Annotated in this window: 14 protein-coding genes; 6 read left to right on the top strand and 8 right to left on the bottom strand. The window is 72.8% G+C overall.

The genetic code is table 11. The features are described from left to right. Window positions 1–2: 2 nt before the first annotated feature. The 3 genes from cydD to ASF38_RS14340 are packed head-to-tail and all read right to left on the bottom strand — an operon-like array spanning window position 3 to window position 4,152. Window positions 3–1,661, bottom strand: a complete 1,659-nt coding sequence (gene cydD / locus ASF38_RS14350; protein WP_056576859.1) for a thiol reductant ABC exporter subunit CydD — start codon at window positions 1,659–1,661, stop codon at window positions 3–5. Window positions 1,662–1,667: 6 nt separating this feature from the next. Beyond that, complete coding sequence (gene cydB / locus ASF38_RS14345) at window positions 1,668–2,708, bottom strand: cytochrome d ubiquinol oxidase subunit II (RefSeq protein ID WP_056576856.1); 1,041 nt, start codon at window positions 2,706–2,708, stop codon at window positions 1,668–1,670. Between the two features lie 25 nt (window positions 2,709–2,733). After that, entirely contained in the window at window positions 2,734–4,152 is a 1,419-nt protein-coding gene (locus ASF38_RS14340) for a cytochrome ubiquinol oxidase subunit I (protein WP_056576853.1), read from the bottom strand. Window positions 4,153–4,265: 113 nt separating this feature from the next. On the opposite strand from ASF38_RS14340, the gene ASF38_RS14335 reads away from it, so the two are divergent. The 3 genes from ASF38_RS14335 (at window position 4,266) to ASF38_RS14325 (ending at window position 6,919) form a co-directional block, all read left to right on the top strand. Continuing rightward, on the top strand, window positions 4,266–4,646 hold the full coding sequence (locus ASF38_RS14335) for a BlaI/MecI/CopY family transcriptional regulator (protein WP_056576851.1): 381 nt from the start codon (window positions 4,266–4,268) through the stop codon (window positions 4,644–4,646). A 44-nt stretch (window positions 4,647–4,690) separates the two neighbouring features. Continuing rightward, a complete protein-coding gene (locus tag ASF38_RS14330; RefSeq protein WP_055967260.1) occupies window positions 4,691–5,587 on the top strand; it encodes a M56 family metallopeptidase in 897 nt (298 codons plus the stop codon). A 72-nt stretch (window positions 5,588–5,659) separates the two neighbouring features. After that, on the top strand, window positions 5,660–6,919 hold the full coding sequence (locus ASF38_RS14325) for an HNH endonuclease signature motif containing protein (protein WP_056576848.1): 1,260 nt from the start codon (window positions 5,660–5,662) through the stop codon (window positions 6,917–6,919). 13 nt (window positions 6,920–6,932) lie between these two features. Here the strand turns inward: ASF38_RS14325 and ASF38_RS14320 are convergent, their stop codons facing one another. Beyond that, a complete protein-coding gene (locus ASF38_RS14320; protein ID WP_156366933.1) occupies window positions 6,933–8,216 on the bottom strand; it encodes a sensor histidine kinase in 1,284 nt (427 codons plus the stop codon). Window positions 8,217–8,287: 71 nt separating this feature from the next. After that, on the bottom strand, window positions 8,288–8,899 hold the full coding sequence (locus ASF38_RS14315) for a response regulator transcription factor (protein WP_056576846.1): 612 nt from the start codon (window positions 8,897–8,899) through the stop codon (window positions 8,288–8,290). Between the two features lie 109 nt (window positions 8,900–9,008). Here ASF38_RS14315 and ASF38_RS14310 point away from each other — a divergent pair, with 109 nt between their 5' ends. Genes ASF38_RS14310 through ASF38_RS14300 form a run of 3 tightly spaced genes read left to right on the top strand, consistent with a single transcriptional unit; the run spans window position 9,009 to window position 12,594 of the window. After that, complete coding sequence (locus ASF38_RS14310; RefSeq protein WP_056576843.1) at window positions 9,009–10,049, top strand: iron ABC transporter substrate-binding protein; 1,041 nt, start codon at window positions 9,009–9,011, stop codon at window positions 10,047–10,049. 2 nt (window positions 10,050–10,051) lie between these two features. Continuing rightward, a complete protein-coding gene (locus ASF38_RS14305; protein WP_235497742.1) occupies window positions 10,052–11,605 on the top strand; it encodes an iron ABC transporter permease in 1,554 nt (517 codons plus the stop codon). After that, window positions 11,596–12,594, top strand: a complete 999-nt coding sequence (locus ASF38_RS14300) for an ABC transporter ATP-binding protein (protein ID WP_200914535.1) — start codon at window positions 11,596–11,598, stop codon at window positions 12,592–12,594. Before ASF38_RS14305 ends, ASF38_RS14300 begins: the two co-directional genes overlap by 10 nt. Here the strand turns inward: ASF38_RS14300 and ASF38_RS14295 are convergent. From ASF38_RS14295 to ASF38_RS14285, 3 genes are read right to left on the bottom strand one after another with little or no spacing between them, the layout of a single operon-like run. Next, window positions 12,587–12,976, bottom strand: coding sequence for a thioesterase family protein (locus ASF38_RS14295; protein ID WP_055967242.1), 390 nt, complete (start codon window positions 12,974–12,976; stop codon window positions 12,587–12,589). The genes ASF38_RS14300 and ASF38_RS14295 overlap by 8 nt on opposite strands. Before the next feature lie 59 nt (window positions 12,977–13,035). Then, the gene (gene smc, locus ASF38_RS14290) at window positions 13,036–16,632 is read right to left on the bottom strand and encodes a chromosome segregation protein SMC (protein ID WP_056576838.1); all 3,597 of its coding nucleotides are present in this window, start codon (window positions 16,630–16,632) and stop codon (window positions 13,036–13,038) included. Between the two features lie 58 nt (window positions 16,633–16,690). Beyond that, entirely contained in the window at window positions 16,691–16,891 is a 201-nt protein-coding gene (locus tag ASF38_RS14285; protein WP_055967237.1) for a hypothetical protein, read from the bottom strand. Window positions 16,892–16,957: the final 66 nt, after the last annotated feature.

Below are 16,957 nucleotides of genomic sequence, written 5' to 3'. Positions count from 1 at the left end.
GTTCACGAGGGGACCACCGTCGCGGACTCGGCGCTCGCCACGGTGACCCGCAGCTCGCGCGAGGCGGCGGCCACGGTCTCGGCGCGGTGCGCGACCACGACGACGGTGACGTCGCCGGTCTCCTGGAGCCGGCAGAGCGTGCCGAGCACGGTGCTCTCTCGGTGGGCGTCGAGGCCCGCGGTCGGCTCGTCCATGAGTAGGAGCCACGCGTCGCCCGCCCGGATGCGCAGCAGGGCCCGGGCCACCGCCACGCGACGCCGCTCACCGGCGGACAGGGACTGTCCCTGCTCCCCCACGTGGCGCTCGGCGGGAAGGTCGTCGGCGCCCGCGTCGTCGAGGGCCGCGCGCACCTGCGCGTCGTCGGCGTCGGGGTCACCGAGCCGGACGTTGTCGGCGACGCTGCCGGCGAGCAGGTGGGGGTCCTGCGGGACCCAGGCGACACGACGGCGCCACGCCTCGGGGTCGAGCTCGTCGAGCCGGTGCCGCCCCACCCGCACGGCCCCGGCGGTGGGAGCGGCGAAGCCCAGCAGCACCGACAGCAGCGTCGACTTGCCGGAACCGGACGGTCCGGTGACCGCGACGAAGTCGCCGGGCAGGAGGGTGAAGGCCGGCAGCACGAGGGCCGGTTGCTCACGTCCGGGATGGACGACCTCGAGGGCCTGCACCGTGACCGGCGCCGGACCGTCCACCACGAAGTGGCCGGTCGCCCGGTCGGGCTGGGGGCCGTCGAGCAGCGTGAGCGCCTCGTCGGCCGCGGCCAGCCCCTGGGTGCTGTCGTGGAACTGGGTGCCGAGCCGGCGCAGCGGGAGGTAGGCCTCGGGAGCGAGGACGATGACCAGCAGACCGGTCCCCAGGTCGAGCCCCCCGCCGACGAGTCGCAGCCCGGCGGCGACGGCGACGAGAGCCACCGACAGGGTGCTGAACAGCTCGAGGACGAGTGAGGACAGGAACGCGGTGCGCAGCGACTCCATCGTGGCTCGACGGTGCCGCTCCCCCACGTCGCGCAGCCCACGGGCCGAGTCGCGACCGAACCCGGTCAGCACCGTCAGGCCGGCGAGCACGTCGGAGAAGTGCCGCCCGAGACGCTGCAGCTCACCCCACCGGTGGTCGAGCCGGTCGCGCGTCACGAGGCCCACGAGCACCAGGAACGTGACCACGAGCGGGAGCGTGAGCACGACGATGAGCGCCGAGAGGGGGTCGACCACCGCGAGCGTCAGGAGCACGGCCACGGGCACGACGGCCGTGAGCACCACCTGGGGCAGGAAGCGCGCCACGTAGCCGTCGAGCGCGTCGAGCCCGGTCTCGAGCAACGTGGCGACGCGCGCGCTCGACGGCGCGGCGCCCACCCGACGCTGGTCGAGCACGGCCTCGACGAGGTCGTGCCGGAGCCCGGCCTTCACGGAGGCGGCGGCGCGGGTGCCGGCCGCGGCCTGCGCCCAGGCGAGCACGCCGCGCGCGGCCACGACCGCGGCGAGCAGAGCGGCCCCGGCGGCGATCGCACGGGTCGACTCGCCCTCGACGAGACCGACCACGACGTCGGAGACCAGCCAGGCCTGGGCCACCACCGCGACGGCGGCGACGGACCCGAGCACGACGGTGGCGACGAGGAAGCGCCGCGCCGGCCGCGACCGGCGCAGGAGGCGGGGATCGACGGGACCCACGGCCGCTCAGCGCTCCCGGCTGGGCTCGAGGTCAGGCGTGGGTGCGAGCACGTCGTCAGGGATGTGGTGCGTGCCGATGCGACGGCGGAACACCCAGTACGACCACGCCTGGTAGCCGATGACGATCGGCGTGAAGGCCGCCGCCACCCAGGTCATGATCCTGAGCGTGTACGGCGTCGACGACGCGTTGGTGGTGGTGAGGTTCCACGCGGGGTCGAGCGACGACGGCATGACGTCGGGGAAGAGCGCCGTGAAGAGCATGACCGTGACCGCCGCGATCGACAGCGCCGTGCCGATGAACGCCCACCCCTCGCGCCGCGCCGACGTGGCGGCCAGGGCCGCGACGAAGGCCAGGGCAGCCACGCCACCGGCGATCCAGACCGCGAGGTCGCCGTCGCGGGCGGCCGTCCAGACGATGAACACGACGGCCAGCGCCGCGGCGACCACGCCGACGCGCAGGGCGAGCAGCCGGGCGCGGTCGCGGATGTCGCCGACGGTCTTGAGGCCGACGAAGACCGCGCCGTGGACCAGGAAGACCGTGAGGGTCACCAGCCCGCCGAGCAGCGCGTACGGGTTGAGCAGGTCGAAGAAGGAGCCGACGAACTCCTTGTCGGCGTCGATGGGCACGCCGCGCACGATGTTGGCGAGGGCCACGCCCCACAGCAGCGCCGGCACGACGGACCCGATGAGGATGCCGACGTCGCAGCGACGCTTCCAGATCATCGCGGGCCGCTTGCTGCGGTACTCGAGGGCCACGATGCGCAGGATGAGCGCGACGAGGATGAGGAACAGCGGCAGGTAGAAGCCGCTGAACAAGGTGGCGTACCACTCGGGGAACGCCGCGAAGGTCGCGCCACCGGCGACCAGCAGCCACACCTCGTTGCCGTCCCACACCGGACCGATGGTGTTCAGCAGGACGCGGCGCTCCTTCTCGTCACGAGCGAGCACGGCGGTGAGCATGCCGACGCCGAAGTCGAACCCCTCGAGCACGAGGTAGCCGATCCACAGCACGGCGATGAGCACGAACCAGACGGTGGTGAGCTCCATGGTCGTCTCCTCCGGGTCCTGGTGGTCAGTAGGCGAACGCGAGCGGCGCGTCCGGGTCGTCGACGTGCTGGGGCGGGTCTGCGTCGGGCAGGCCCTTGCGGATGTAGGTGAGCAGGAGCTTGACCTCGACGACGGCCAGGGCTCCGTACAGGGCGGTGAAGCCGATGAGCGTCGTGAGCACCTCGGCCGTGGTGGTGCCGGGCGAGACCCCGGCCGACGTCGGCATGAGGCCGAAGACCACCCACGGCTGGCGGCCCATCTCCGTGAAGATCCAGCCGAAGGAGTTGGCGAGCAGCGGCAGGAACGGCAGGACCACGGCGGTGCGCAGGAGCCATCGGCCCTCGGTCGTCCCGACGCTGGGCATGCGGCGTCGACGGGTGGCCCAGAGCATCCAGGCACCGCCGACCATGGCGAGGCCACCGGAGGTGATCATCGCTCTGAAGGTCCAGTAGGTCACCGGGATGTTCGGCGAGTAGTCGCCGGGGCCGTAGAGCTCCTCGTACTCCGCCTGCAGGGAGTTGATGCCGCGGATCTCCCCGTTCCACGTGCCGGTGCCGAGGTAGGACAGCAGGTGCGGGAGCTTGAGCTCGAGCACGGGCTCGCTGCCGTCGAGGGTGCCGACGGTGAGCAGCGAGAAGGAGGCGGGCGCCTCGTCCTCGTAGAGGCCCTCGGCGGCAGCCATCTTCATGGGCTGGACCTCGGTCATGACCTTGCCCTGGAAGTCGCCGGAGATCATGGTGCCGGCACCGGAGAAGAGGAGCACCACGGCGCCGAGCCGCAGGGCGGTGCGCCAGGTCTCGCGCTCGTCCTCGCGATCCTTGCGGAACATCTGCCAGAGGGCGATGCCGGCCACGAAGGCACCGCCGACCATGAAGCACGCGAAGATCGTGTGCGGGAAGGTGACGAGCACGACCTTGTTGGTCATCACGGCCCAGAAGTCGGTGAGCTCGGCGCGACCGACCTCCTCGTTCATCCGGAAGCCGACGGGGTTCTGCATGAACGAGTTCGCCGCGAGGATGAAGTAGGCCGACAGCACGGTGCCGATCGCGGCGAGCCACAGGCAGGCCAGGTGTAGCCCTGGCTTGAGCCGGTCCCAGCCGAAGATCCAGAGGCCGAGGAACGTGGACTCCAGGAAGAAGGCGAGCAGTCCTTCGATGGCGAGTGGGGCACCGAAGATGTCGCCGACGAAGCGGGAGTAGTCGCTCCAGTTCATGCCGAACTGGAACTCCTGGACGATCCCGGTCGCGATGCCCATCGCGAAGTTGATGAGGAAGAGCTTGCCGTAGAACCGAGTGAGCCTGAGGTACTTCTCGTCGCCGGTGCGGTGCCACGCGGTCTGCAGCATGGCCACCAGGAAGATGAGCCCGATGGTGATCGGCACGAAGAAGAAGTGGTAGACGGTCGTGATGCCGAACTGCCACCGTGCGATGTCGAGCGCTTCCATGGTCGCCTCCGCTCCCCGGTCTACTACGTCTCGTAGTAACTACTACCGAGCGTAGGACTTCAGGGCGGTCACCGGCAACCTCAACTCCTACCGGACGTAGTAGATTAGGTCACATGCCGCAGTCCGCACGCTCCCTCGGATCCCTCGAGCGCTCCGTCATGGACGTGCTGTGGGGCACCGCGTCTCCCCTCACCGTCCGCGAGGTGCAGGACGGACTGGAGGCGTCGGGCACGCACGACCTCGCCTACACGACCGTGATGACCGTGCTCGACCGGCTCGGCGCCAAGGAGATGGTGAGCCGCGAGCGCGACGGGCGCGCCTTCCGCTACACGGCGGCCCTCTCCCGCGAGGCGGCCACGGCCGAGGCGCTGAACGCCACGCTCGACAGCTCCGGCGACCGCACCGCGGCCCTGCTCCACTTCGCGCGCACCGTCGACCCCGCGGAGGCCGCGGCGCTACGGGCCGCGCTCGACGAGATCGACGCGGGCCGCTGACCGTGCACCCGCGACCCTGAGCCCGCCTCCATGACCCCGCGACCATGACTCCGCTGCTCCTCGGCGCGATCGGCCTCGCGCTCGCCCTGCCGGTGCCCGCCCTCCTGTCGCGCGCCGCGTGGCCGCGACTCGCGCCGGCCGCAGGGATCGTGCTCTGGCAGTCGTTGGCGCTCGCCGCCGTGCTCGCCATCTCGGGGGCCGCGCTCTCCACGGCGCTGTGGCTCGTCACCGACGACGAGCCGACCTGGTGGCGGATCGCCCTCCACGCGACGCTCATGGGCATCGGCGTCCTGGTGTGGGCGCGCTTCTGGTGGGCGGCCTGGCAGGTCTGGCGCGAGACGTCGACCCGGCGCGCCCGCCACCGCGCGCTGGTGGACCTCCTCGGCGAGCCCCACGGCGCACTCCCCGCCGTGCGGGTCCTGACCGAGCAGACACCCGTGGCCTACTGCATCCCTCGCCTGCGCGACGCCCGCGTCGTGATCTCCAGCGGGGCCGTGGAGTCCCTCGACGACGACGCCCTCCAGGCCGTGCTCGAGCACGAGCGCTCGCACGTGCGCACCCGTCACGACCTCGTACTCGAGGCCTTCGGCGTGCTGCACCGCGCGTTCCCCCGACCCCTGCGCACCGACGCTCCCCTGCGTCAGAGCCAGGTGATGGTCGAGCTCATGGCCGACGACGCGGCGCGCAAGGTCACGGGCGACCCACCTCTCGCCCGCGCGATCGTCGCCCTCGCCGGAGGCCCCACCCCGGCCGGCGCCCTCGGCGCGAGCAGCGACGCGCTCCTGCGCCTCGAGCGACTGCGCGACCCGGCCCCGACCCGGGCACGCCGAGCGTCGGCCATCGCGTCGATCGCGATCTCGGCGGTGGTGCTGGTCGTCCCGACCGTCTTCATCGCGGTGCCGTGGATGTACCACGCGGTCGAGGTGCTGCTCGAGCGGTGACCACGCGGTGCGACCGTCAGCGGCCCCGACCTTTCGAGCACGGTGTCGGAAGGCGCTTCTAGGGTCGAGGACATGGACGAGCTGGACTTCACCTTCGACGACACCGAGCTGGACGTGCCCTTCCGCACGGCCGGCGCGGAGACGGTCGACCGGGTGACGGTGCGTCGGCGAGCCCTCCACGTGCTCGAGGCCGAGCAGCTGGTCGACATGCTCGACTACGTGGAGTCCGCGCGGGCCGAGGGCGAGCAGTACTCGCGGTCCGCCGCACGCACGGCCGCCCAGGCAGCGGCGCACGACCTCTCGCTCGCCCTGGGAGTCGCACCCGGCACCGTGGTCGCCCGCCTGGCCATGGCCCGACGGGTCCGAGGCCGCCTGCCCGCGGTGTGGAAGGCGTTCCTGGGCGGGTCCGTCAGCCAGCACCACGTAGGCATCGTCGACGTCCAGCTGCAGCGGCTCACCGAGCCGGACTCCCCTGCCGTCCTCGACGAGCGCATCGCCCGGTACGCGGCCGACCACACGGTGCCCCAGACGCGACGCTGGCTCTCCCGCCAGGTCGAGCGACTCGAGGCCGACGCCGCTCGGGAGCGGCACCGTCGTGCGCGCGCCGACCGCCACGTGCGGCTCAGCCCGGCCGGGGACGGCATGGCCTGGCTCTCCGCCCTGGTGCCCGAGGTCGACGGACACGCCGCCCTCCAACGCCTCGACACCGAGGCCCGTGGCATGAGCGCCGATCCCCGCACCCACGACCAGCGCTGCGCCGACCTGTTCACCGGGCTGCTGCTCGGCTCGCCGGACCCGGAGGCGGAGTCCGCCGGCTCCGACCGCGGCGGCGTGAGCACGGTCATCGGCATCACCGTCCCGGTCACCTCGCTCATGGGCCTCTCCGATGCCCCCGGCGAGCTGGCAGACCACTCGGCCTCCGTGCCTGCGGCGCTCGTCCGCGAGAAGGCCGTGGAGCCCGGCACGGTCTTCTACAGGCTGCTCACCGACGACCACGGGCATCTGCTCGACGCCACCCACCTCGGCCGGTTCGCACCGGAGAAGATCCGTACCGCCCTGTGGTTCCGCGACGGCACGACGAGCTTCCCGACCTCCGACGTCCCCGCCTCACGCAGCGACATCGACCACACCGACGCCTGGCCCGCACCCACGCGCGGCACGAACCTCGGCCCGATCCACCGCCGGGCCCATCGACTCAAGACCGCCGGCCTGTACCGACTCAGACGTCGCGGACGATCCTGGGAGTGGACCACCCGCACCGGACACGTCTATCGCCACGACCCCGACCCGTTGCCCGTCGAGCAGTGGCCCGAGCTGCTGCCCGCCGCCTGAGTCAGGCCACGCCTCATTCCGGCAGGTCCGCCGGAAGCCACACCTCCAAGCACGACCCGTCGGCGCTGCCCTCGGCCGGCTCGAGCCGCAACGTCCCGCCGACACCGTGCACCTCGTGCGCGAGCAGGCGGAGTCCCAACCCGTGGCGCACCTCGGCGGGAAGCCCCACGCCGTCGTCGGTCACGGTCACGCGCACGCCGGGCACCGAGGAGTCGACGACCTGCGTCACCTCGACGGACGCCGATCGCGCCTCTGCGTGCCGCACCACGTTGCGCAGACCCTCCCGCACGACGCGGTACACGAGGAACGAGGCGTCGGCGTCGAGCCCCAGGCCCCCCTCCACCCGCACCGCCACGTCGAGTCCGACCTCGCCCGAGCCGCGCCCCAGCTCGTCGACCGCTGCCCGCAGACCCTCGGCGGACACGGCGTCGGGAAACAGGTCGTCACCCACCGAACGCAGCTCACCGACGCCGTCGCGCAGCACCCGGGTGGCCCGATCCAGCGCGGCTGCGTCCGACGCCGAGAGCCCCCCACGATCGACGCTGTCCAGCACGAGCGCCGCACCCGACAGCTCCTGCACCGGGCCGTCGTGCAGGCGCTGCGCCATCCGGCGTCGGTCGGACAGGGCGTCGCGCAGCCCTCGCTGCGCGAGGCGCCGGCGGTCGGACTCCGCCGCACCCGCCCGTCGCGCCAGACCGACCGCCAACGGCAACGTCGCCACCGCGAACAGCAGCAGGGAACCCACGACCACCGGCAGCCACTGCCGCAGCAGCTCGCTCCGGCTCAACGCCATGGCCGGCGTCGGCAGGTACGCCTCGAACAGGAACGGGGTGCCGCGGCCGTCGCGGAACCCCACGGACACCTCGTAGGTCCCCTCCGGGTAGGGCTGTGGTCCTTCGGCCGCCGGCTCCACGCGACGCGCCACCGCCCGTCCCGACGCGAACAGGGCGTACTCCTCGCCCAGCTCGACCTCGGCACCCTGGTACAGGCGGTTGTCGGAGTAGACGATCCGTCCACGACCGTCACCGAGGTCGGCCCAGATCTTGACCTGCCGCAGCGCACCCTGGTCGACCCGGCCGAGGAAGGCGTCGTCGAGCCGGCCACGCTCGCCCACCGGGTCGAGGGCGTCGACACCCAAGGGTGCGACGTACTGCTCGGCCAGCGTGCGGGCGTCCAGCTCCGCATGGTCGAGTGCCTCCCGCGTGGCGATCCGGCCCGCGACCACGACGGCCACCGTCACCACGAGCACCAGCACGATCGACGCGCCCGCCACGTAGCGGACCACCGCTCCGCGCACGGGGCTCCCCTCCGCACCGAACGGGACCCGGGCCGTCCGCCCTCGCCGCCGCACCGTGCCGCCGAGCACCACTACGGCGCGCCGATCCTCAGGATGCCGCTGCGCGCCGCCATCACCACGGCGTCGAGCTGCGTGCGCGCTCCCAGCTTGGCGAGCACGTTCTTCACGTGGTCACGCGTCGTGTGCGGACTGATGCCGAGCGTGCGGGCGATGGCTCGCACGTTCGATCCCTCGCCGAGCAGCTCCAGCACCTCGAGCTCACGACGGGTCAGGCCGTGCTGCGGCTCCTGCAGCTGCACGAGCACCGGGGCGTCGGGGCGCGCGTCGCGCAACGCGGCCAGGAGCTCGGTCAAGGACAGCTCCTTGGCCAGCAGCGCGGCCACACCCACCGCTCGGGCCCGCTCCACCAGGTCCGGACGCGGGTAGGCGGTGAGCACGACCACGCGCAGCTCCGGTCGGGCGGCCAGCAGCTCGGCCGCGAGGTCGAGTCCGTCGCCGTCGGGCAGGCGCACGTCCACGAGCGCCAGGTCCGGGCGGAGCTCCGCGGCCAGCCGTCGGGCGTCCTCGACCGACGCGGCCGATCCGACGCAGCGCATGGTGGGGTCGCTCTCGAGCGCCACGGACACGAGGTCGGCGAAGACCTGGTGGTCGTCGACCACCAGCACCCGCTCGATGCCACCCATGCCGCCTCCTGACCCCCGGCCGATCAGACCCCCCTAGGTTAGGGAGTGACGGGCAGGCTCACCTTACTTAGGCTCACCTTGCTTCATCACTCCGACCAAGGACACCTGCATGCGCACCCCCCTCCCTCGTTCGCGGCACCGCGGCGCGCGCGTCGCGCTCCCCCTCACGGTCCTCGTGCTCGTGCTCTCCGCCTGCGGCGGCTCGAGCGACGACGGGGCCGACGACGACGGACCGCTCGTGGTCTACGTCGGGCGCGACGAGGCACTCGTCTCGCCGCTCGTCGAGCAGTTCACGAAGGACACCGGGATCGAGGTCGAGGCGCGCTACGCAGAGACCCCGGAGCTCACGGCCACCCTCCTCGAGGAGGGTGACGCCACCCCCGCCGACGTGTTCCTGTCCCAGGACGCCGGCGCCCTCGGCGCACTCTCCGAGGCGGGCCTGCTGAGCGACCTCGACGTGGACCTGACCGACAAGGTCCCGGCGTCCCTCACCTCCACCGACGGGTCGTGGGTGGGCGTGACCGGTCGCGCCCGAGTCATCGCGTACGACAGCGAGAAGCTGGACGAGGCCGACGTCCCCGACGAGGTCGCCGACCTCACGGACGAGGAGTGGAAGGGCCGCGTGGGCTTCCCGCCCGGCAACGCGTCGTTCCAGGCCTTCGTCACGGGCTTCCGCGTCTCCCGGGGCGACGACGCGGCCCAGGCGTGGCTGGAGGGCATGGCCGCCAACGACTACCAGTCGTACGAGAAGAACGGCGCCGTGCTCGAGGCCGTCAACACCGGCCAGCTCGACCTCGGCCTGATCAACCACTACTACTGGTTCCAGACGGCCGCCGAGGTGGGCGCCGACCAGATGCGTGCGCAGCTGACGTTCCCGAAGGCCGGCGACCCGGGCGCACTCGTCAACGTCACCGGCGCGGGCATCCTGTCCGACCACGACGATGCCGCAGCGTTCGTCGAGTACCTCCTGTCCGACGCCGGCCAGACGTACTTCGTCGAGAACACCTACGAGTACCCGCTCGTGGAGGGCATCGACGCCCCGGAGGGCCTGCCTGCGCTGGCCGACCTCCAGGGTCCGGACATCGACCTCTCCGACCTGGCCGACCTCGAGGCCACGGTGCGCATGATCCAGGACGCCGGACTGTCCTGACCGTGACCTCGGACCGGACCCGCCCGGCGCACCGACCCCGCCGGCTCCTGCTCCTCGCAGCAGGAGCCGGCGGGGCCGTCGCCGCGCTCCCGCTCGGCTACCTCCTGGTCCGAGGAGCACAGATCGGGCCCGACGTCTTCGCCGAGACCCTGGGCCGGGCCCGGACGTTGTCCCTGCTCGGCTCGAGCGTCGGCCTGGCCGCGGCGGTGTGCGTCACGACCCTGCTGGTCGGCCTCGCCACGGCCGCGGCCACCTCGGCGGTGAGGTTGCCCGGCGGTCGCGTGTGGTGGGTGCTCGCGGCCATCCCGCTCGCGATGCCGTCGTACGTCGCGGCCTTCGGCTGGCTCACCACGGTCCCGGGCTGGACCGGCTTCTGGCCCTCGTGGCTCGTGCTCTCGCTCGTGTGCACGCCGTACGTCACGCTCCCCGTGGCCGCCGCGCTGCGTCGTGTCGACCCCGATGCCGCCGCCGTCGCGCGCACCCTCGGTCGACCTCCGTTCCGCGCCTGGACGGGCACCGTGCTGCCCCAGGTGCTCCCCGCGGCGGCAGCGGGCACGCTCCTGGTGGCGCTCTACGTCCTGTCCGACTTCGGGGCCGTCGCCATGCTGCGCTTCGACGTGTTCACCTTCGCCATCTCGCGCGAGTACGGCTCGTTCGTCGGCAGGGAGCAGGCCGTCGTCCTCGCGCTGCTCCTCGTGCTCCTCGCCCTCGGGACCGTCGTGCTCGAGCGGTCGGTGCGTGGTCGCGGTGAGCGATGGCGCACCGGACGGGGAACCGCCGCTCCACCGCGCCCGGTCCGTCTGGGGCCGGCGCCCACCGCCCTCGTGGCGGGCAGCCTGCTCGTGGTCCCCGTGCTGGCCGTCGGGGTCCCGATCCTGGCTCTCTTCAGGCGTCTCGCCGCCGGGACCGCGCGCGCCCTCGACGTCGGCGAGCTGCTCTCGGCGATCCTCACCACCACCCTGCTCGGCATGGTCGCCGCGCTGGCCGTCGTGGTCCTCGCCGTGCCGGTCGGCGTGCTGGCGGCCCGGCACCGCGGCCGGCTCGTGGCCCTCGTCGAGAGCCTCGCCTTCGCCGGGCACGCGCTGCCGGGCATCGTGGTGGCCCTGTCGCTCGTGTACTTCTCGCTGCGCGTGGTTCCCGGGCTCTACCAGGGCGTCGTGGTGCTGGTGCTCGCCTACGTGGTGCTGTTCCTGCCCAAGGCCGTCGGCGCCACGCGCACCAGCGTGGCGCTCGTCCCACCGGTGCTGTCGGAGGTGGCCCGCAGCCTCGGTCGGCACCCCCTGCCGGCCCAGGCCCGCACCACCGGTGTCCTTGCCGCTCCGGGAGTCGCCGCAGGTGCGCTGCTCGTCATGCTGACCGTCATGAAGGAGCTCCCGGCCACGCTCCTGCTGCGCCCCACCGGTCTCGACACCCTCGCCACCGAGGTCTGGAGCCGCACGAGCTCGGCAGCGTACGGGGCCGCTGCTCCCTACGCGCTCGCAGTCGTGGCGCTCGCCGCGATCCCCGCGTTCCTGCTGTCCCGACCGACGTCCTGGGAGGCCCGCCGATGGGAATGAACGACATGGACCCCGCGGCACGCGGGCTCGTCGTCTCCGGCCTCGTCGCCGGGTACGACGACGCAGCCGTGCTGCAGGGCGTCGACCTCCGGGTGCCCACGGGGACCCTCGTCGCGCTCGTCGGACCGAGCGGCTGCGGCAAGACCACGCTGCTGCGCTGCGTCGCCGGTCTTCACCCCACCCGCTCGGGGAGCACCACCCTGCTCGGACGACCGCTCGACGCACCCGGAGCATCGGTGCCCACGCATCACCGGTCGATCACTCTCGTCCCGCAGGAGGCGGCGCTGTTCCCTCACCTCGACGTCGCGGCCAACGTCGGGTTCGGACTGCCCCGCGGGTCGCGCGACAGGATCTCCCACCTTCTCGACCTCGTCGGTCTCACCGAGCTGGCGCACCGTCGCCCGCACGAGCTGTCCGGCGGCCAGCAGCACCGGGTCGCCGTGGCGCGCGCCCTGGCACCGAGCCCTGCCCTCGTGCTGCTCGACGAGCCGTTCTCCGCGCTCGACGCCCGCCTGCGCGACGACCTGCGCCACGAGGTGCGCGAGCTGCTCGTGGCCGAGAGGGCGACGGCCCTGCTCGTCACGCACGACCAGGCCGAGGCACTGACCCTCGCCGACGAGGTGGCCGTCATGCACGACGGGACGGTCCTGCAGCAGGCCGAGCCCGAGGTGCTCTACCGCGAGCCCGAGCACGCGTGGACCGCGACCTTCCTCGGTGAGGCCACCGTGCTCGCCCAGGACGACCCGCTGGTCACGTCCGCGACGATCGACGGCGACGACGGCACCCGGCTGGTCGTACGGCCCGAGCACGTGGTGGTCGACGAGGCTGCGACGCCGGCGGTCGTCGCGCGCCGCTCGTACCGCGGTCACGAGTGGCTCGTGGAGCTCGACCTGCCGGGCCGCCGGGTCCTCATGCGCACCGACGCCGCGCCGCCCCCGGTCGGTGCGACGCTGCCGGTACGGGCCACCCGCGCCCGTCGCGTCAGGTGAGCGGCTCGAGGACCGCGCGGACGACGTCTGGCACCGGGGTGACCGCGCGCTCGGAGCCGGTCACGTACACGTGGACGAACCGTCCGATCGCGGCCGGCTCGGGTGCCGCGCCCTGGAACAGGCCGATCTCGTAGACCACGCTCGACGTCCCCAGCCGGACCACCCGCAGGCCCACCTCGACGTCGCCGGGGAAGCGCAGCTCGCGCAGGAACCGACACCCCGTCTCGGCCACCACCCCGTACGCGTCCAGGGTGCGGATGTCGGTGCCACTCGCGTCGATGAGGTAGCCGTTCACCGCCGTGTCGAAGAACGAGTAGTAGACGACGTTGTTGACGTGCCCGTAGACGTCCTCGTCCTCCCACCGGGTGGAGATGCGACGCACGACGGGAAAATCATCGCGCCGTCGGGACCCGTCGTCGGCCGGTGCTCGATCTTTCTCGCTCACGCCATCTCGTCCTCACGCAGTCGCTGGCTGATCACCGTCGTCACGCCGTCACCCCGCATGGACACGCCGTAGAGGGCGTCGCCGACCTCCATCGTGCGCTTCTGGTGGGTGATGACGATGAGCTGGGAGTTGGCGCGCAGCTCCTCGTAGATCTCCAGCAGACGCCCGAGGTTGGTGTCGTCGAGCGCCGCCTCGACCTCGTCGAGGATGTAGAACGGGCTGGGCCTGGCCTTGAACAGCGCCACGAGGAACGCGACGGCCACGAGCGACCGCTCGCCACCGGAGAGCAGCGACAGCCTCTTGACTTTTTTTCCGGGCGGGCGCGCCTCGACGTCGATGCCGGTCGTGAGCAGGTCGTCGGGGTCGGTGAGCAGCAGACGGCCCTCGCCGCCGGGGAAGAGTCGGGAGAAGACCCCCTCGAACTCGCGCGACACGTCCGTCCAGGCCTCGCTGAAGACCTGCTGCACCCGCTCGTCGACGTCGGCCACGATGTCGAGCAGGTCCTGCCGGGTGCGCTTGAGGTCGTCGAGCTGCTCGGACAGGAACTGGTGACGCTCCTCGAGGGCCGAGAACTCCTCGAGCGCCAAGGGGTTGACCTTGCCGAGCATGGCCATGGCCCGCTCGGCGGCCCGCAACCGCTTGGTCTGCTCGGCCCGGTCGAAGGGCCGACCTTCCGGCTCGGCCTGCGGGTCGTCCGCGTCACCGGTGGTCGCGACGGCGTCGTCGGTGGCCTCGACCACCTCCGGGGCGGGGGGCGGCACCAGCTGGTCGGGACCGTACTCGGCCACGAGCGCCTCGACCTCGACGCCGAGCTCCTCCAGCGCGCGCGCCTCGAGCGCCTCGAGGCGGAGCCGCTGCTCGGCCCGAGCCATCTCGTCGCGGTGCACGGAGGTGGTGAGACCGTCGAGCTCCTCGGCCAGCGTCCGCAGCCGCGCGCGCACGTCGCGCAGCTCCGTCTCACGGCCCGAGCGCGACTGCTCGATCTCGGTCCGCAGCGCCGCCGCCTCGGCGATCGTGGTCTCGAGCCGGGCGAGCGCGACGTCGCTCACCGCCAGCACCGCGCGCGCCGTCTCGGCCTCGCGCAGCTGCTGCTCACGCCGCAACCGGGCCTGGATGCGCGCCTCGCGCTCGGCAGCCGCCGACGCCACCAGCGCACTGGCCTGGCCCTCGAGCGCGCGGGCCCGTTCCTCGTTCGTGCGCAGCGCCAGTCGCGCCTCCGTCTCGGTGCGACGCGCGGTCGACGCGACCTCGGCGAGCTCCTCCAGCGCCGAGGTGTCGGGTTCCTCCTCTGGCGCCTCCTCGGCCTGCGTGAGGCGCTCCTCGAGCTCGGCCAGGCCGCCCAGGTCGCGCTCGTGCGCCTCCTGGGCCGACGCGATCGCCGCCGTCAGCCGCTCGGCCTCGCCCTTGGCCGCGCGCGCCGTCGACCCGAGCTGGCCGAGGGACTCCGCGACGGCCGACATCTCCGCGTCGGACTCGTGCAGCTTCTCCATCGCCGCATCGACCCGCTCCTGCGCCGCTGCACGTTCCTGCGCGATGCGCTGCGCATCGAAGCGGAGCGTCTCCAGCTGTCGGTCGGCCTCGCCCAGCTCCTCGCGCGCCTGGTCGATGGCGGCCTGGACCTCGAGCAGGCTCTGCTGCGACGACGAGCCACCGGAGGCGTAGTGCGCCCCGAGGATGTCCCCGTCGCGCGTCACCGCCGTGAGGTCGGACGCCTGGGCGACCAGCACCTTGGCGGCCGTGAGGTCGTCGACGACCGCGACCTTGAACAGCAGCCGACGCAGCGCCGCGTGCAGGGTGGCGGGCGGGTCGACGACGTCGACGGCGTAGGTGGCACCGTCCGGCAGACCCGGCCACCCGGTGTCGTCCAGCTCGGTGTCACCGCCGAGCAGCAGCCCGGCACGACCGAGGTCCTCCGTCTTGAGCAGCTCCATCGCCGTGACGGCGGTGTCGAGGTGGTCGACGGCCACGGCGTCGGCGGCGGACCCGAGCGCGGAGGCGATGGCGGCCTCGAAGCCGGGGCGCACGGTGATGAGCGCGGCCACCGAGCCGAGCAGCCCGCTGATCTCGTCGGAGACCGCCAGCAGGGCACCCGCACCGTCCTTGCGCGCCAGGCCCACCTCCAGCGCCTCGACACGAGCGGCCAGACCTGCCTGCCGGCGGCCGGCCTCCTGCTCCACCGTCGTGACCTCGCGGGCCTTCGCCTCGGCCTCGGCCAGCGCGGCCTCGGCCGACTCGAGCGCCTCGTCGAGCCCGGACTCGCCCTGGCTCAGCCCGGCGATCTCGCTCTCGCGCACGGCGAACGCCTTCTGCGCCTCCTCGGACCGCTGGAGCGCCTCGTCGCGCGCCGAGCGCAGGCGGGCCACCTCCGCGTCGGCGGCCTCGGCGCGGCTCTTGAGCGCGTTGACCTGCCCGTGCAGGCGCGCGAGACCCTCACGACGGTCGGCGGCGGCCCGCAGCAGACCCGCGACCCGTCGCTCCTCCTCGCCGTAGGACGTCTCGGCCTCGCCCCGCGCCGCCACGGCGGTCTCGAGCGCGGCCCGCGCCTCGGCGACCGACGTCGTCATGGCCTGGTGCTGCTCCTCGACCCGTCGGGCCTCCGCCTCGAGCTCCTCGGGGTCACGACCGGAGGGCCGGTCGTCCGACTCCACGGCGGCCAGTCGGATCCGCTCGTTGGCGAGCCCGGCGGTGCCACGCATGCGCTCGCGCAGCCCCGACAGGGCGTACCAGGTCTCCTGGGCGGCCGACAGCGCCGGCGAGTCCTCGCGCAGCTGGTCCTCGAGCTCGGTCTCCTGCTGGCGCGCGACGGACACCGCGTGCTCGACGGCCGACCGTCGCTGCTTGAGCGCGGCCTCGTCGGCCATCTCCTCGGCGATCGTGGACCGCGCGGTGACGATGTCGTCGGCGAGCAGGCGGGACCGCGCGTCGCGCACGTCGGCCTGGATGGTCACGGCACGCCGCGCCACCTCGGCCTGCCGGCCGAGCGGCTTGAGCTGGCGCCGTAGCTCGGTGAGCACGTCCTGCAGACGCGTCAGGTTCCCCTGCGTCGCGTCGAGCTTGCGCAGCGCCTTCTCCTTGCGCTTGCGGTGCTTGAGCACACCGGCGGCCTCCTCGACGAAGCCGCGACGCTCCTCGGGGGTGGCCCGCAGCACCGAGTCGAGCTGCCCCTGTCCGACGATCACGTGCATCTCGCGGCCGATGCCGGAGTCGCTCAGCAGCTCCTGCACGTCGAGCAGACGGCAGCTGGTGCCGTTGATCGCGTACTCCGAACCGCCGTTGCGGAACATGGTCCGCGAGATCGTGACCTCGCTGTACTCGATGGGCAGTGCACCGTCGGTGTTGTCGATCGTGAGGACCACCTCGGCGCGGCCGAGCGGCGGGCGGCCGGAGGTGCCGGCGAAGATGACGTCCTCCATCTTGCCGCCGCGCAGCGACTTGGCACCCTGCTCGCCCATGACCCAGGCGAGGGCGTCCACGACGTTCGACTTGCCGGAGCCGTTCGGCCCCACCACGCACGTGATGCCGGGCTCGAGCTCCAGGGTGGTGCTCGACGCGAACGACTTGAAACCGCGCAGCGTGAGGCTCTTCAGGTACACGCGACCACCCTAGTGCGTCGTCGTGTCCCGCCCTCGGAGGCGAGCGAGGGTACTGGGATCAGCGCGAGAGCGGCTCGAGCAGGTCGCCCGCGGTCACCTGGTCGACCCGCTCGGACAGGGTCTTGAGCAGACCGTCGTTCTCGGTGTTCAGTCGCAGCACCTCGGCCTCGAGGTCGGCGACACGTCGGCGCAGCCGCGCGACCTCGTTCAGCTGGTCGAGCGTCGGTCCACCGACGAATCCGACGAGAGCCTTGGCCATGAGTGATCCTCCGCAGGAAGGTCGCGGCTCCGGCTCGAGTGCCGGGCGGCGGGACTGGGGTACAGC

The sequence above is a fragment of the Aeromicrobium sp. Leaf272 genome, from assembly GCF_001422865.1.
Lineage (GTDB): Bacteria > Actinomycetota > Actinomycetes > Propionibacteriales > Nocardioidaceae > Aeromicrobium.
This window is presented reverse-complemented; position numbering and strand designations above follow the sequence as displayed.

Coding starts and splice junctions, on each gene's coding strand:
- ASF38_RS14315 (WP_056576846.1), bottom strand. CDS start 8,899: ATGGGTGGCATCGAGCGGGTGCTGGTGGTCGACGACCACCAGGTCTTC.
- ASF38_RS14335 (WP_056576851.1), top strand. CDS start 4,266: ATGCCGCAGTCCGCACGCTCCCTCGGATCCCTCGAGCGCTCCGTCATG.
- ASF38_RS14285 (WP_055967237.1), bottom strand. CDS start 16,891: ATGGCCAAGGCTCTCGTCGGATTCGTCGGTGGACCGACGCTCGACCAG.
- ASF38_RS14310 (WP_056576843.1), top strand. CDS start 9,009: ATGCGCACCCCCCTCCCTCGTTCGCGGCACCGCGGCGCGCGCGTCGCG.
- ASF38_RS14340 (WP_056576853.1), bottom strand. CDS start 4,152: ATGGAAGCGCTCGACATCGCACGGTGGCAGTTCGGCATCACGACCGTC.
- ASF38_RS14300 (WP_200914535.1), top strand. CDS start 11,596: ATGGGAATGAACGACATGGACCCCGCGGCACGCGGGCTCGTCGTCTCC.
- ASF38_RS14325 (WP_056576848.1), top strand. CDS start 5,660: ATGGACGAGCTGGACTTCACCTTCGACGACACCGAGCTGGACGTGCCC.
- ASF38_RS14330 (WP_055967260.1), top strand. CDS start 4,691: ATGACTCCGCTGCTCCTCGGCGCGATCGGCCTCGCGCTCGCCCTGCCG.
- cydB (WP_056576856.1), bottom strand. CDS start 2,708: ATGGAGCTCACCACCGTCTGGTTCGTGCTCATCGCCGTGCTGTGGATC.